Origin of the sequence: Nonomuraea sp. NPDC003560, from assembly GCF_042878785.1 — a bacterium.
In the GTDB taxonomy this organism is placed as follows: domain Bacteria; phylum Actinomycetota; class Actinomycetes; order Streptosporangiales; family Streptosporangiaceae; genus Nonomuraea.
Window position 1 is genome coordinate 440357 of record NZ_JBIAOF010000005.1, and the last position, 13826, is coordinate 454182.

11 protein-coding genes are annotated in these 13826 nt (G+C 71.5%); 3 read left to right on the forward strand and 8 right to left on the reverse strand.

The genetic code is table 11. The annotated features are described in order from the left end of the window. Nucleotides 1-103 precede the first annotated feature (103 nt). Both ACFYUV_RS22715 and ACFYUV_RS22720 read right to left on the reverse strand, forming a co-directional pair. Nucleotides 104-766 (reverse strand): response regulator, encoded by a 663-nt coding sequence (locus ACFYUV_RS22715; RefSeq protein ID WP_358288670.1) that lies wholly within the window; start codon nucleotides 764-766, stop codon nucleotides 104-106. Beyond that, nucleotides 763-2328 (reverse strand): sensor histidine kinase, encoded by a 1566-nt coding sequence (locus ACFYUV_RS22720; protein WP_358288672.1) that lies wholly within the window; start codon nucleotides 2326-2328, stop codon nucleotides 763-765. Before ACFYUV_RS22720 ends, ACFYUV_RS22715 begins: the two co-directional genes overlap by 4 nt. Before the next feature lie 144 nt (nucleotides 2329-2472). Here ACFYUV_RS22720 and ACFYUV_RS22725 point away from each other — a divergent pair, with 144 nt between their 5' ends. From ACFYUV_RS22725 to ACFYUV_RS22735, 3 genes are read left to right on the forward strand one after another with little or no spacing between them, the layout of a single operon-like run. Further along, nucleotides 2473-3444 carry a tripartite tricarboxylate transporter substrate binding protein gene (locus ACFYUV_RS22725; RefSeq protein WP_357973258.1) on the forward strand — a complete coding sequence of 324 codons (972 nt, stop codon included), beginning with the start codon at nucleotides 2473-2475 and terminating at the stop codon, nucleotides 3442-3444. Continuing rightward, nucleotides 3444-3929 (forward strand): tripartite tricarboxylate transporter TctB family protein, encoded by a 486-nt coding sequence (locus tag ACFYUV_RS22730; RefSeq protein WP_387671089.1) that lies wholly within the window; start codon nucleotides 3444-3446, stop codon nucleotides 3927-3929. The genes ACFYUV_RS22725 and ACFYUV_RS22730 overlap by 1 nt, the downstream gene beginning before the upstream one ends. Nucleotide 3930: 1 nt before the next feature. Next, a complete protein-coding gene (locus tag ACFYUV_RS22735) occupies nucleotides 3931-5454 on the forward strand; it encodes a tripartite tricarboxylate transporter permease (RefSeq protein ID WP_387671091.1) in 1524 nt (507 codons plus the stop codon). Nucleotides 5455-5651: 197 nt separating this feature from the next. On the opposite strand, the gene gatB is transcribed toward ACFYUV_RS22735, so the two are convergent. The 6 genes from gatB to ligA all read right to left on the reverse strand — a co-directional run bounded on the left by gatB (nucleotide 5652) and on the right by ligA (nucleotide 13769). Further along, the gene (gene gatB / locus ACFYUV_RS22740) at nucleotides 5652-7139 is read right to left on the reverse strand and encodes an Asp-tRNA(Asn)/Glu-tRNA(Gln) amidotransferase subunit GatB (protein WP_387671303.1); all 1488 of its coding nucleotides are present in this window, start codon (nucleotides 7137-7139) and stop codon (nucleotides 5652-5654) included. Nucleotides 7140-7141: 2 nt separating this feature from the next. Next, on the reverse strand, nucleotides 7142-8632 hold the full coding sequence (gene gatA / locus ACFYUV_RS22745) for an Asp-tRNA(Asn)/Glu-tRNA(Gln) amidotransferase subunit GatA (protein ID WP_352318951.1): 1491 nt from the start codon (nucleotides 8630-8632) through the stop codon (nucleotides 7142-7144). Next, nucleotides 8629-8928, reverse strand: coding sequence for an Asp-tRNA(Asn)/Glu-tRNA(Gln) amidotransferase subunit GatC (gene gatC / locus ACFYUV_RS22750; protein ID WP_101787882.1), 300 nt, complete (start codon nucleotides 8926-8928; stop codon nucleotides 8629-8631). Before gatC ends, gatA begins: the two co-directional genes overlap by 4 nt. A 97-nt stretch (nucleotides 8929-9025) precedes the next feature. Further along, on the reverse strand, nucleotides 9026-9205 hold the full coding sequence (locus ACFYUV_RS22755) for a hypothetical protein (protein WP_387671093.1): 180 nt from the start codon (nucleotides 9203-9205) through the stop codon (nucleotides 9026-9028). A 68-nt stretch (nucleotides 9206-9273) separates the two neighbouring features. Beyond that, nucleotides 9274-11346: a putative bifunctional diguanylate cyclase/phosphodiesterase gene (locus tag ACFYUV_RS22760; RefSeq protein ID WP_387671094.1), complete on the reverse strand. Its 2073-nt coding sequence runs from the start codon at nucleotides 11344-11346 to the stop codon at nucleotides 9274-9276. A gap of 230 nt (nucleotides 11347-11576) precedes the next feature. Continuing rightward, nucleotides 11577-13769 carry an NAD-dependent DNA ligase LigA gene (gene ligA / locus ACFYUV_RS22765; protein WP_387671096.1) on the reverse strand — a complete coding sequence of 731 codons (2193 nt, stop codon included), beginning with the start codon at nucleotides 13767-13769 and terminating at the stop codon, nucleotides 11577-11579. Nucleotides 13770-13826: the final 57 nt, after the last annotated feature.

The following is a 13826-nucleotide window of genomic DNA, read 5'->3' on the forward strand; positions in this document are numbered from 1 at the left end:
GCGTTTCGCACGCCTCAATCTCCTCCCGGTCCGCAGCCAAGTCTCAGGCAACAGTAAGGCACGAGTATCCGACTATGTCACCAGAAACGAATACGGAAGTGTGTCAACCTAGCCACCGGTAGCGATGTTCCGGCCGTCCGGCGGTGCCGTACCTGGGGTGGAGCTCGGCCCGGCCGGACGCGCACAGGTGCTCCAGGTACCGCCGCGCGCTCACCCTCGACAGGCCCGTGAGCTCGGCCGTCTCGGCCGCCGACAGGTCGCGCCCGGCCTCGCGCAGCGCCTGCGCCACCAGCGCGCAGGTGGCCGCCGACAGGCCCTTGGGCACCGGGACGGGCTGCTTGGGCGCGCCGAACAGCCGGTCCACGTCGTCCTGGCGGGCCTGGGGGCCGATGGCGGTGAGCCGCCTGCGGGTGTCGGCGTACTGGCGCAGGCGTTCGGTGAGCGCGGCGGCGGTGAACGGCTTGATCAGGTAGTTGACCGCGCCGCCGCGCATGGCCTCCCTGACCGTGGCGACGTCGCGGGCCGCGCTGATCATCAGGACGTCCACGTCGTCGATGGCCTTGAGCACCTCCAGGCCGGACATGTCGGGCAGGTAGATGTCGAGCAGGACCAGGTCGGGCCGGAGCTCGGCCACGGCGGCGAGCGCGTCTGCCCCGGTGTGCGCCACGGCGACGACCTCGAAGCCGGGCACGCGCGAGACGTAGCCGCCGTGGATCCGGGCGACCATGAAGTCGTCGTCCACCACCAGGACCCGTACGTCGTTCACGCGTGGGCCTCGGCGGGCAGCAGGGCGGTGAAGACGGCGCCGCCGGCGTTGCGCACCCGCACCCAGCCGCCGCGGCGCAGGCACGCCTGCCGGGTCAGCGCCAGGCCCAGGCCACGCGGCCCCGACAGGGCGGCCTTCGTCGTGAACCCCTCCCTGAAGACCTCCTCCACCAGCTCGGGGGTGATGCCGGGCCCTGAGTCGCCGACGCGGACGTGCAGCCCCTCGGCGTCGGCCACGACCGAGACCTCGATCGTGCCGCCCGCACCGTCGAGCGCGTCGATCGCGTTGGCCACCAGGTTCCCGACCACCAGGACGGCGTCCTGCGGATCGCCGAGCGCGCCCTCCGGCACGGCGGAGTCCTCGGCCAGCACCAGCCGCGCCCCGCGCTCGGCCGCCTCCGCCGACTTGGCCAGCAGCAGCGCGGCCAGCGTGGGGTCCTGGACGCGTTCGCGCAGGCCGGTGGCGTACGCGCCGGCCGTGGTGCGGGTGATGAAGCCGATCGCGGCCTCGTGCTCGCCGAGCTCCAGCAGGCCGACGACGGTGTGCATGCGGTTGGCGAACTCGTGGGCCTGGGCGCGCAGGGCCTCGGTCGCGCTGCTGGTGTCGTCCAGCTCGCGGGCCAGGCGGACCAGCTCGGTGCGGTCGCGCAGGGTGACGACCCAGCCGCGGTGCCGGCCGCGTACCGCGACCGGGGTCCTGTTGAGCACCAGCACGCGCTCGCCGTGCAGCACCACGCGGTCCTCGCCCGGGTCGGCGCCGGTCAGCACGTCGCGCATGCGCTCGGAGACCGGCATGCGGGTCACGTCGGTCCCGAGGTCGCCGAGCAGGTCGCGGGCGGCGTCGTTGACCAGCGTGACCCGCCCGGCCAGGTCGAGGGCCAGCACGCCCTCCTTCACGCCGTGCAGCACGCCCTCGCGCTGCTCCAGGAGCGCGGCGATCTCGCGCGGCTCCAGCCCGAACGTCTGCCTGCGCACCCGGGCGGTGATCAGCGCGGCCAGCGCCAGGCCGGCCAGCAGCACGGCCAGCGCGGTCCAGATCAGCGGCGGCAGCGCGCCGCCGAGCTGGCCGGTGACCGTGGTCTGGAGCACGCCGACCGACACCAGGCCGATGACGTTGCCGTATTCGTCGCGGATGGGGGTCTTGCCCCTGACCGTGGTGCCGATCGTGCCCGTCTCGGTGCCGACCCAGCTGCGGCCCGTACGCAGGACCGCGGTGCCGTCGGTGGACAGCCGCTTGCCGATCAGGGCGGCGTTGGGATGGGCGTAGCGCTTCTGCTCGGCGTTGGCGATGGCCACGTAGTCGGCTCCGGTCTCGTGCTGGACGCTGAGCGCCAGCGGTTGCAGCACCGACTCCGGGTTCTCCAGCCTGAAGGCGTCGCGCACCTGCGGAAGGGCGGCCACCGACTGGGCGATGGCCAGGGCGCGCTGCTGGTGCAGCGCGTCGAGCTGCTCCCTCGTGTGCCCCGCCCACACGCCTGCCGTGCCGCCGACGGCGAGCAGCACGATCACCATCTGGAGCACGAACAACTGGGTGCCGAGGGGGGCGTCGGTAACCCTGCGCACGCCCACATGGAAACAAAGCCAGGTCACGGCCAGGTCGCGACCAATACGACCACTATGACGGCAATCGCCCAAAGCCTCGACCGGGCAGGGAACGGGCATCACCATCGCAGGCCAACGACTGTGCGAATCCCCCTTGGAGTGATCATGCGCTTGCGCGTATTCGCCGCCGCCCTGGCGGCACTCTCCGTCGCCGCCCTGTCCGGCTGCGGCGAGACCGGCGCCTCCGGCGGCGACGGCTCTCTGCGGATCATGGCCCCCGCGGCGGCCGGCGGCGGCTGGGACCAGACCGCCCGCACGGCCGAGCAGGCGCTCAAGACGGCCGACCCCAAGCGCAAGGTCGAGGTCTACAACGTGCCGGGCGCGGGCGGCACGATCGGCCTGGCCCAGCTCGCCGGCGAGAAGGGCAACGGCAACCTGCTGATGACCATGGGCCTGGTCATGGTGGGCGCGATCGAGCAGAACAAGTCGAAGGTCACCCTGGCCGAGACCACCCCCATCGCCAAGCTGACCGAGGAGTACGAGATCGTCGTGGTCCCGGCCGACTCCCCGTTCAAGACGCTGGCCGACATGGTCGCCGCGTGGAAGGCCGACCCGGCGAAGGTCTCCGTCGCGGGCGGCTCGGCGGGCGGCACCGACCACATCGTGGCCGGGCTGATGGCCAAGGCCGCGGGCGTGGACCCCAAGCAGGTCAACTACATCGCCCACTCCGGCGGCGGCGAGGCGCTCAACGCGCTGCTGGGCAGCAAGGTCAGCGCGGGCATCTCGGGCGTCGGCGAGTTCGCCGAGCACGTGAAGTCCGGCAAGCTGCGGGCGCTGGCCGTCAGCAGCGGCTCGCGCGTCGCCGGCCTCGACGCGCCGACGCTGAAGGAGGGCGGCCTGGACGTCGAGCTGGCCAACTGGCGCGGCTTCGTCGCCCCCGGCGGCCTGGACGACGCCGCCAAGAAGTCCCTCACCGACCTGGTCACCAAGATGCACGACTCCCAGCCCTGGAAGGACGCCGTCGCCAAGAACGGCTGGATCGACTCCTTCCAGACCGGGCAGCAGTTCGCCGACTACCTGAAGTCCGAGGAGACCAAGGTCAAGGGCATCATCGCCGAAATGGGGCTCGTGTCCTGATGGCTCGCCGGTGGCGGCCCGAACTCGGGCTGGCGGTCGTGGTGCTCGGGCTGGGCGTGCTCGTGATGGTCGGCACGCTCGACGTCTCGGCCGCGGCCTCCCAGCTCGGCCTCGGGCCGCGCTTCTTCCCCATGCTGGTCGGCGCGGCCATGGTGCTGATCGGCCTGTTCTACGTGATCGACGTGCTGCGCGGCGGCGCCGGCGACCCCGAGGAGAGCGAGGACGTGGACGCGGACGCGCCCACCGACTGGCGCAGCGTCGGCCTGGTCAGCGGCGTCTTCCTGGCCTTCGCCGCGCTCCTCGACGTGCTCGGCTGGGTCATCGGCGCGAGCCTGCTGTTCTTCGGCCTGTCGGTCGTGCTCGGGGCCGAGCACAAGGTGCGGGCCGCCGTGGTGGCCGTGGTGCTCGGCGTGACGACGTACCTGCTGTTCGTCAAGGGCCTCGGCGTCTCGCTGCCGGCCGGCCCGCTCGGCGGGGTGATCTGAGATGGGCTCGTTCCAGCTCCTCATGGACGGCTTCGCCGCCGCCCTCACCCCCGTCAACCTGCTGTACGCCCTGATCGGCGTCACCCTCGGCACCCTGGTCGGCGTGCTGCCCGGCATCGGGCCGGCGATGACCGTGGCGCTGCTGCTGCCGATCACCTTCACCGTGCCGCCGGCCAGCGCGTTCATCATGTTCGCCGGCATCTACTACGGCGGCATGTACGGCGGCTCGACCACCTCCATCCTGCTCAACACGCCTGGCGAGTCGTCCTCCATGATCACCGCCCTGGAGGGCAACAAGATGGCCAGGCGCGGGCGGGCGGCGCAGGCCCTGGCCACGGCGGCCGTCGGGTCGTTCGTGGCGGGCACGATCGCCACCGCGCTGCTGGTGGTGGCCGCGCCCGCCGTGGTGAGCTTCGCGATCTCGTTCGGCCCCGAGGACTACTTCGCGCTGGCGATCCTGGCCTTCACCGCCGTGTCGTCGGTGTTGTCCCGCTCGGTCGTGCGCGGGCTGGCCTCCCTGGGGCTGGGGCTGGTGATCGGGCTGATCGGCATCGACCAGCAGACCGGTCAGGCGCGGCTCACGCTGGGCGTCCCGCAGCTGCTCGACGGCATCGACGTGGTGATCGTCGCGGTCGGCCTGTTCGCGGTCGGCGAGGCCCTCTACGTGGCCTCCCGGCTGCGGCACGCCGCGCCCGAGGTGGTGCCCGTGGGCCGGGCCTGGATGGGCCGCGCCGACTGGCGGCGCTCGTGGCTGCCGTGGCTGCGCGGGACCGCGCTCGGGTTCCCGTTCGGCGCGCTGCCCGGCGGGGGCGCGGAGATCCCCACGTTCCTGTCGTACGCGGCCGAGAAGCGCCTGGCCAAGGGCGTGGCCAAGGAGGAGTACGGCAAGGGCGCCATCGAGGGCGTCGCGGGCCCGGAGGCGGCCAACAACGCCTCGGCCGCCGGGACCCTGGTGCCGCTGCTCACGCTGGGCCTGCCCACGTCGGCCACGGCCGCCATCCTGCTGGCCGCCTTCCAGCAGTACGGCCTGCAGCCCGGCCCGCAGCTCTTCGACCACAACCCGGCCCTGGTGTGGGCGATGATCGCCTCGCTGTTCGTCGGCAACACGATGCTGCTGGTGCTGAACCTGCCGCTGGCTCCCCTGTGGGCCCGCGTCCTGCGCATCCCCCGGCCGTACCTGTACGCCGGGATCGTGCTGTTCGCCGCGCTCGGCGTCTACGCCCTGAACGGCACCGTCGTGGACCTGTTCGTCCTGTACGTCCTCGGCCTGCTCGGGTTCTCCATGCGCCGCTTCGGCCTGCCCGTCGCGCCCGCGGTGATCGGCATGATCCTCGGGCCGATGGCCGAGATCCAGCTCCGCCGCGCGCTCGCCATCGGCGCGGGCGACGTCAGCGTGCTGGTAAGCAGCCCGATCGCGGCCGTGCTCCTCGCCCTGGCCCTGCTCGCGCTGCTCACGCCGGTGTTTCGGCGGCTGATGGCACGCCGGGGCGTCGATGCGGTCACACCCGTGTCACGCGAGGACTGACCGGCCCGCCCGCCGGGAACGTCGCCCGGTGGTTCTTGGGACCCGCCCTCCGACGGCTGCACGCGCGGAAGGCACGGCGCCCGCGAGCGCACCCCTCGGTGGCCCCGCCGATATGTCCGGATCGGCGGGCCCACCAGGGGCCCCGCGGATGTGAACGCATCCGCGGGACCACCGAGGGCCCCGCGGATGGGTCGGACCTACTCCGAGACGCCCAGCTTCTCCAGGATGAGCTGCCGGGCGCGGGCCGCGTCGGCCTTGCCGCGGCTGGCCTTCATCACGCCGCCCACCAGCGCACCGGCGGCGGCGACCTTCCCGGACCGCACCTTCTCGGCCGCGTCCGCGTTGTCGGCCAGCACCTGGTCGATGATCGCCGACAGCTCGCCCTCGTCGTTGACGATCTGCAGGCCGCGCGCCTCGACCACCTCGTCGGGCGTGCCCTCACCGGCCAGCACGCCTTCGAGCACCTCCCGGGCGAGCTTGTCGTTGAGCGCGCCCGAGGCCACCAGCTCGGTGACCCTGGCGATCTGGGCCGGCGTGATGGGCAGCTCGGCCAGCGCGACGCCGCTCTCGTTGGCGCGCCGCGCCAGCTCGCCCATCCACCACTTGCGCGCGTCGGCCGCCGGGGCGCCGGCCGCGACCGTGGCCTCGACCAGGTCGATCGCGTCGGCGTTGTGCATGGCCTGCATGTCGAGGTCGGACAGACCCCACTCGGCCTGCAGCCGCTTGCGCTTGACCGACGGCAGCTCGGGCAGCGCCGCCTTCAGCTCGGCCACCCATGCCGGGTCGGGCTCGATCGGCACCAGGTCGGGCTCCGGGAAGTACCGGTAGTCCTGGGCCTCCTCCTTGGACCGCCCGGACGTGGTGGTGCCGGTGTCCTCGTGGAAGTGCCGCGTCTCCTGAATGATCTTGCCGCCCTCGGCGAGGACCCCCGCCTGACGCTCGATCTCGCTGCGCACCGCCCGCTCGACGCTGCGCAGCGAGTTGACGTTCTTGGTCTCGGTGCGGGTGCCCCACTCCGACGACCCGCGCGGCATGAGCGAGACGTTGACGTCACAGCGCAGTGAGCCCTCCTCCATGCGCACGTCGGACACGCCGAGCGAGCGCATGATCTCGCGGAGCTCGGTGACGTACGCCTTGGCCACCTCCGGCGCGAGCCGGTCGGTGCCCGGGATGGGCTTGGTGACGATCTCCACCAGCGGGATGCCCGCGCGGTTGTAGTCGACGATCGAGTAGTCGGCCCCGTGGATGCGACCGGTCGCGCCGCCCATGTGGGTGGACTTGCCGGTGTCCTCCTCCAGGTGCACGCGCTCGATCTCGATGCGCACGGTCTCGCCGTTGACCTCGACGTCGACGTAGCCGTCGAAGCAGAGCGGCTCGTCGTACTGGGAGATCTGGTAGTTCTTCGGCATGTCCGGATAGAAGTAGTTCTTCCGGGCGAAGCGGCACCATTCGGCGATCGAGCAGTTCAGCGCCAGGCCGATGCGGATCGTCGACTCGATGGCCATGGCGTTGGCCACGGGCAGCGAGCCGGGCAGCGCCAGGCAGGTCGGGCAGACCTGGGTGTTGGCCGGGGCGCCGAAGGCGGTCTTGCAGCCGCAGAACATCTTCGACTTGGTGCCGAGCTCGACGTGCGTCTCCAGCCCGAGCACCGGCTCGAACCTGTCGAGCGCTTCGTCATAGACCATGGTCATAGCGACGGGGCCTCCTTCAGCAGCGGGCCGCCCCAGCGGCTCTCCAGGGCCTTCTCGACGGCGGCGCCGACGCGGTAACAACGGTCGTCGGCCAGAACCGGGGCCATGATCTGCAGGCCGACCGGCAGGTTGTCCTCGTCGGCCAGACCGCACGGCACCGAGATGGCCGCGTTGCCCGCGAGGTTGGACGGGATGGTGCACAGGTCGGCGAGGTACATCGCCATCGGGTCGTCGGTGCGCTCGCCCAGCCGGAACGCCGTGGTCGGCGTGGTCGGCGAGACCAGCACGTCGACCTGCTCGTAGGCCGCCTCGAACTCGCGCGAGATGACCGTGCGCACCTTCTGCGCCTGGCCGTAGTAGGCGTCGTAGTAGCCGCTGGACAGCGCGTACGTGCCCAGCATGATGCGCCGCTTGACCTCGGGGCCGAACCCGGCCGCCCTGGTCAGCGCCATGACCTCCTCGGCGCTGCGGGTGCCGTCGTCGCCGACGCGCAGGCCGTAACGCATGGCGTCGAAGCGGGCCAGGTTGGACGAGCACTCCGACGGCGCGATCAGGTAGTACGCCGGCAGCGCGGTCGTGAACGACGGGCAGGACACCTCGACGACCGTGGCGCCCAGCGACTCCAGCAGCTTGACGACCTCGTGGTAGCGGGCCAGCACGCCCGGCTGGTAGCCCTCGCCGGCGAACTCCTTGACCACGCCGATGCGCATGCCGGACACGTCGGGGTTCCTGGCCGCCTCGACGACGCTCGGGACCGGCGCGTCGACCGACGTGGAGTCCATCGGGTCGTGCCCGGAGAACGCCTCCTGCAGCAGCGCCGCGTCGAGCACGTTCCGCGCGAACGGCCCCGGCGTGTCGAGCGAGCTCGCGAACGCGATCAGCCCGTACCGGGACGAACCGCCATAGGTGGGCTTCATGCCCACGATGCCGGTGACGGCGGCGGGCTGCCGGATCGAGCCGCCGGTGTCGGTGCCCGTGGACAGCGGCGCCTCGTAGGCGGCGACGGCCGCGCTGGACCCGCCGGACGAGCCGCCCGGGATCCTGTCCAGGTCCCAAGGGTTGCGGGTGGGGTGGTAGGCGGAGTTCTCCGTGGAGGAGCCCATGGCGAACTCGTCGAGGTTCGTCTTGCCGAGGATGACCAGCCCGGCCTCGCGCAGGCGCGCGGTCACGGTCGCGTCGTACGGCGGCCGCCACCCTTCGAGGATCTTGGACCCGGCCGTGGTCGGCATGTCGCGGGTGGCGAAGATGTCCTTGTGCGCGACCGGCACCCCGGCCAGCGGCCCGAGCTTCTCGCCCGCCCGCAGCCGGGCGTCGACCGCCCGCGCCTGCTCAAGGGTGGTCTCCCGGTCAACGTGCAGGAACGCCTGGACCTTGGGCTCCACCTCGGCCATGCGGTCGAGGTGCGCCTCGGCCACCTCGGCGGCCGACACCTCGCCCGCGGCGATCATCGCGCCCAGCTCGGCGGCGGTCTTGCGGATCAGACTCATGCCTCCTCCCCGAGGATGCGCGGCACACGGAAGCGGTCGTCCTCGACGGCGGGAGCGCCGGAAAGGGCCTGCTCCGGAGTCAGGGACTGTCGCACCTCGTCGGCACGGAAGACATTGGTCAGCGGAAGCGCGTGCGACGAAGGCGGCACGTCCTCGGCGGCGACCTCGGCCACCTTCGCGACCGACTCGATGATGGCATCGAGCTGGGTGGCGTAGTGGTCGAGCTCGTCGTCGGTGAGCGCCAGCCTGGACAACCGGGCCAGGTGCGCGACCTCGTCGCGGGTTATGGCGGACATGAGTCGTTGAACCCGTTTCGTGGATGGAGTTTGGGACACTGCCATCCTAGGGGGCTTGACGCCGCAGGCCCGAACCCTTAACCCGGCGGAAACACACTCATCCGTAGAGCTGGTCCAGGCCGATCGCCAGCACGTCGCTCTCCTGGGCCACCCCGGCCTCGAATCCCGCTCCGCTGAAGCAGCCCAGCTGCGGACGAGAGGTGCGACGCTCGACGAAATCGGACAGCGCCTGCCACTCGAAGTCTCGCGCGAAGATCCGCTTCGGCTTCGGGATCACTGAGCCCCCAGGACATCGAAGTCAACTTCGACGAAGTGTACTTCGACGAAGTACAGTCCTGTAATCGGTCAGGCCGTCTGGGTGACCTCGGACTGGTACCCGAACTCGATGGCCGGCGCCACCTCGCAGCGGCCCCTGAGCCAGGCAGTGGCTTCGGCGGCCGGCATGGGCTGGCAGAACAGCCAGCCCTGTCCCAGGTCGCAGCCCATCTCGGCCAGCCGCAGCGCGACGTCGTCGGACTCCACGCCCTCGGCGACCGAGCGCAGGCCGAGCGAGCGCACCAGGTCGACGATCGAGCGGACGATGCGGTCGTCGTCGTCGGACTCGGCGATGCGGCGGACGAACGACGCGTCGATCTTGACCTCGGAGACCGCCAGGCGCTGGAGCCTGATCAGCGAGGAGTAGCCGGTGCCGAAGTCGTCGAGGGACAGCGGGACGCCGAGCGTGGCCAGCGCCTTGATGGTCTCCTGGGTGTAGGCCTGGTCGCCGGTCAGGATGCGCTCGGTGACCTCCAGCTGGATGGCGGCGGGCGGCAGGCCGTACCGGGTCAGGCCGACCTCCAGTTGCTCGGGCAGCGCCGCGTCGAGCAGGTCGCGGGCGGAGATGTTGACCGAGATCTGCACCTGCAGGCCGGTGTGCCACCAGCGGGCGGCCTGCTCCAGCGCGGCCTCGATGACGTATTCGGTGAGCTGGCGCATCAGGTACGTCTGCTCGGCCAGCGGGACGAAGTCGGACGGCGGGATCGGCCCGTGCACCGGATGGCACCAGCGCAGCAGGGCCTCCACCCCGGTCACCGCGCCGCCGGCCAGGCTGACCTTGGGCTGGTAGTGCAGCTGCAGCTCGCGGTTGTCGATGGCGCGGCGCAGATCGCCCAGCAGGTTGAGCCGTTCAGGTGAGTTGCGGTCTTTGTCGGGCTGGTAGAGCTCTACCCCGGTACGCCCTTCCTTGGCCAGGTACATGGCCACGTCGGCGCGTTGGAGCAGCAGCTCGAAGTCGGGGGCGTGGTCGGGGAAGAGCGCGATGCCGACCGAGCCGTCGAGGTCGAAGCTCATGCCCTCCAGGCGTACGGGCTCGGTCAGGGCGGCCCGCAGCCTGGCGGCCACCTCCCTGGCGGCGTTGGCGTCCCGGATCGAGGGCAGCAGGACGGCGAACTCGTCGCCGCCGAGCCTGGCCACCACGTCGCCCGGACGCACGGAGTGGGTCAGCCGGTGGGCCACCATCTGCAGCAGGCGGTCGCCCACCGGATGGCCCATCGTGTCGTTGACCTCCTTGAACCGGTCGAGGTCGAGGAGGAACAGCCCGACCCGCTCGTCGTGGCGGGACTCGGCCAGCGCCTCCTCCGTGCTGACGATGAGCATCTTGCGGTTGGGCAGGCCGGTCAGCTCGTCGTGCAGGGCCTGGTGGTCGCGGCGCATGGACAGCGTGGCGGTGAAGTAGACGGCGGCGAGAGGGGCGACGAAGAGCGGCACGAGGCCGGGCGAATGGTCCATCACCACGACGACCAGCGGCGCGAGGCCCAGCAGCGCGGTGTAGACCAGCCCCTGCGGCCCGGCGGTGACCCGCAGCACGCGGACGATCGAACGCCGCTCGTGCAGGGCGACCGCCCCGGACACGAGCGCGGCCCTGGTGGCGAAGTAGGCCACCCCGGCCAGCGCGATCGCCGGCAGGTCGGCCCCGCTGGGCGTCCACGGCACGGCCGGCCCCGGCACGACGCCGAACAGCCCGAGCACCACGGCCGCGGCGGTGAGCGCGAGGGTGGACTGGGCGACGTTGAACATGACCCGGTGCCACGCCTTGCGCGTCACGACGCCGTTCATGGCGATCGCGACGGCCTGCATGAGCACGGCGGTGGACAGCCCGAAATGCAGCAGCACCGCGAAGGTGAACATGGTCGACGGATACGTGCCGCCGACCGCGGTCGCCGAGGACACCATGACGGGCCGCAGCTCGCCCAGCATCACCAGCACCGCCAGCACCCAGAACAGCGGGGTACGGGCGAGCTCCGCCAGCGCGACCGGATCCAGCCTGAGCATGGCCACGACCAGCGCGGTGAAGCCGATCACGGTGATGCCCGCGAGGAACGCCCAGAGCGGCGTGCCGACGCGTGGACCGGTGTCACGGGTGTCGGTTGGGTCAGTCATCGGTAACAGAACCCCCATTAGGTCACTATGGGAGGGTACGACCTTCACCCCACTTCGCGAAACCAAGCGCGTACGTTCCGTCACTTCTCCTTTCCGACATATACCCAAAAACCACTATGGGTAGCGCGGTCATCGACAGTCCGTACACGACTCTGATCCCCAGCTCGCCGGGCGCGCATCCACGGGGCCACCGAACACCAGCCCCGCCGCAAGGGCGAGCCGGGCTCCCGCTACGTCTCCTCGACGACCGCCACGCGCGCCGCGGCCTCCGGCCCCTCCTTCAGCAGCAGCTCGAACCCCTGCTCATCGAGGATCGGCACCTTCAGGCTGACCGCCTTGTCATACTTCGACCCGGCGTTCTCCCCCGCCACGAGGAACGACGTCTTCTTCGACACCGATCCGGCCACCTTCCCGCCACGGCTGGTCAGCGCCTCGGACGCGGTGTCACGCGTGTACGCCTCCAGCGTCCCGGTGACCACGAACGTCAGCCCCTCCAGGATCTGGGGCTCCGTCTTCTCCGGAGCGGGGCCGTCGTCCATCCGCACCCCGGCTCGCCGCCACCGCTCGACGATCTCCCGGTGCCAGTCGACCTCGAACCACTCCCGGATCGTCGCCGCCACCCGCGGCCCGATGCCCTTGACCGAGGCCAGCTCCTCCTCGGAGGCGTTCATGATGGCGTCGATCGACCGCATGGAGTCGGCGAGGTCGCGCGCCGTCGGCGGCCCGACGTGCCGGATCGACAGCGCGACCAGCACCTGTGCGAGCGGCGCGGACTTGGCGCGGGCGAGCTCGTCGACCAGCGTGCGGGCGGCCTGGCTGGGCCCGCCGTCGAGGTTGGAGAACAGGGAGACGACCTTCTGCTCGCCGGTCTCGGGGTCGAGCTTGGGCAGGCCGGTGTCCTGGTCGCGGACGACCGACCGGATGGGCATGAGCTGCTCGATCGTCAGGTCGAACAGGTCGGCCTCGGTGCGCAGGACGGGCTCCTGCGGCGGCACCGGCTGGGTGAGCGCGGTCGCCGCCACGTAACCCAGCCCGTCGATGTCGAGCGCGCGCCGGCCGGCCGCGAAGTAGAGGCGCTCGCGGATCTGGGCGGGGCAGCTGCGGGCGTTGGGGCAGCGCAGGTCGGCGTCGCCCTCCTTCTCGTAGGCCAGCTCGGTGCCGCACTCGGGGCAGTGGGTCGGCATGACGAACTCCCGCTCGGAGCCGTCGCGCAACGCCGTGACCGCCCCGACGATCTCGGGGATGACGTCGCCCGCCTTGCGCAGCACCACGGTGTCGCCGATCAGCACGCCCTTCTTGATCACCGTGGCCGCGTTGTGCAGGGTGGCCCGCTCGACGGTCGAGCCCGCGACCACGATGGGCTCCATCACCGCGTACGGCGTGACCCGGCCGGTGCGGCCCACCCCCACCTGGATGTCGAGCAGCTTGGTGTTGACCTCCTCCGGCGGGTATTTGTAGGCGATCGCCCAGCGCGGGGCCCGCGAGGTGGACCCGAGCTCCCGCTGCGTGCGGAAGTCGTCGACCTTGACCACGACCCCGTCGATCTCGTACGCCGGATCGTGCCGGTGCACCCGGTAGTGCTCGATGAACTCGTCGACCTCGGTGAGGCCGGGCACCACCTGGAACAGGTCGCTGACCGGCAACCCGAACTCCCGTAGCCGCTCGTAGACCTCCGACTGGGCGCGCGGCACGGCCGAGCCCTCCCAGACGCCGATGCCGTGGACGAGCATGCGCAGCGGACGCTGGGCGGTGACGCGCGCGTCCTTCTGCCGCAGCGTGCCCGCCGCCGAGTTGCGCGGGTTGGCGAACGGCGGCTTGCCCTGCTCCACGAGCTGCTCGTTGAGCTGCTTGAAGCCCTCGACCGGGATGTAGACCTCGCCGCGCACCTCGACCAGGCTCGGGACGCCCTCGCCCTTGAGCCGGTGGGGCACCCCCTTGATCGTGCGCACGTTGGCCGTGACGTCGTCGCCGACCCGGCCGTCGCCGCGGGTCGCGCCGCGCTCCAGCTTGCCGTCGCGGTAGACGAGGGCGATGGCCAGCCCGTCGATCTTCAGCTCGCACAGGTAGGGCCCCGGGTCGCGCTCGGCCAGCCGCTCGACGCGGGCCATCCACGCGGCCATGTCGGCCTGGTTGAAGGCGTTGTCGAGGCTCTCCATACGGTTGAGGTGGCTGACCTTGGCGAAGTCGCCCGAGACCGGCGCGCCCACCTTCTGGGTGGGCGAGTCGGGCGTCTGCAGCTCGGGATGGGCCTGCTCCAGCGTGAGCAGCTCGCGGAACCACTCGTCGAACTGCGCGTCGCTGGCCGTGGGCTGGTCGAGCACGTAGTAGCGCCAGCGCGCGTCCTCGACCAGCTCGCTCAGCTCCGCATGCCGCTTGAGCGCGGCCACGGGCACGCCCCCGACCTCGGTGTCACGCTCGCTCACGCTGGGTCTCCTTCCACGTCGGACACGCTGAGGAAACGCTACCGCCGGGCCCCGACA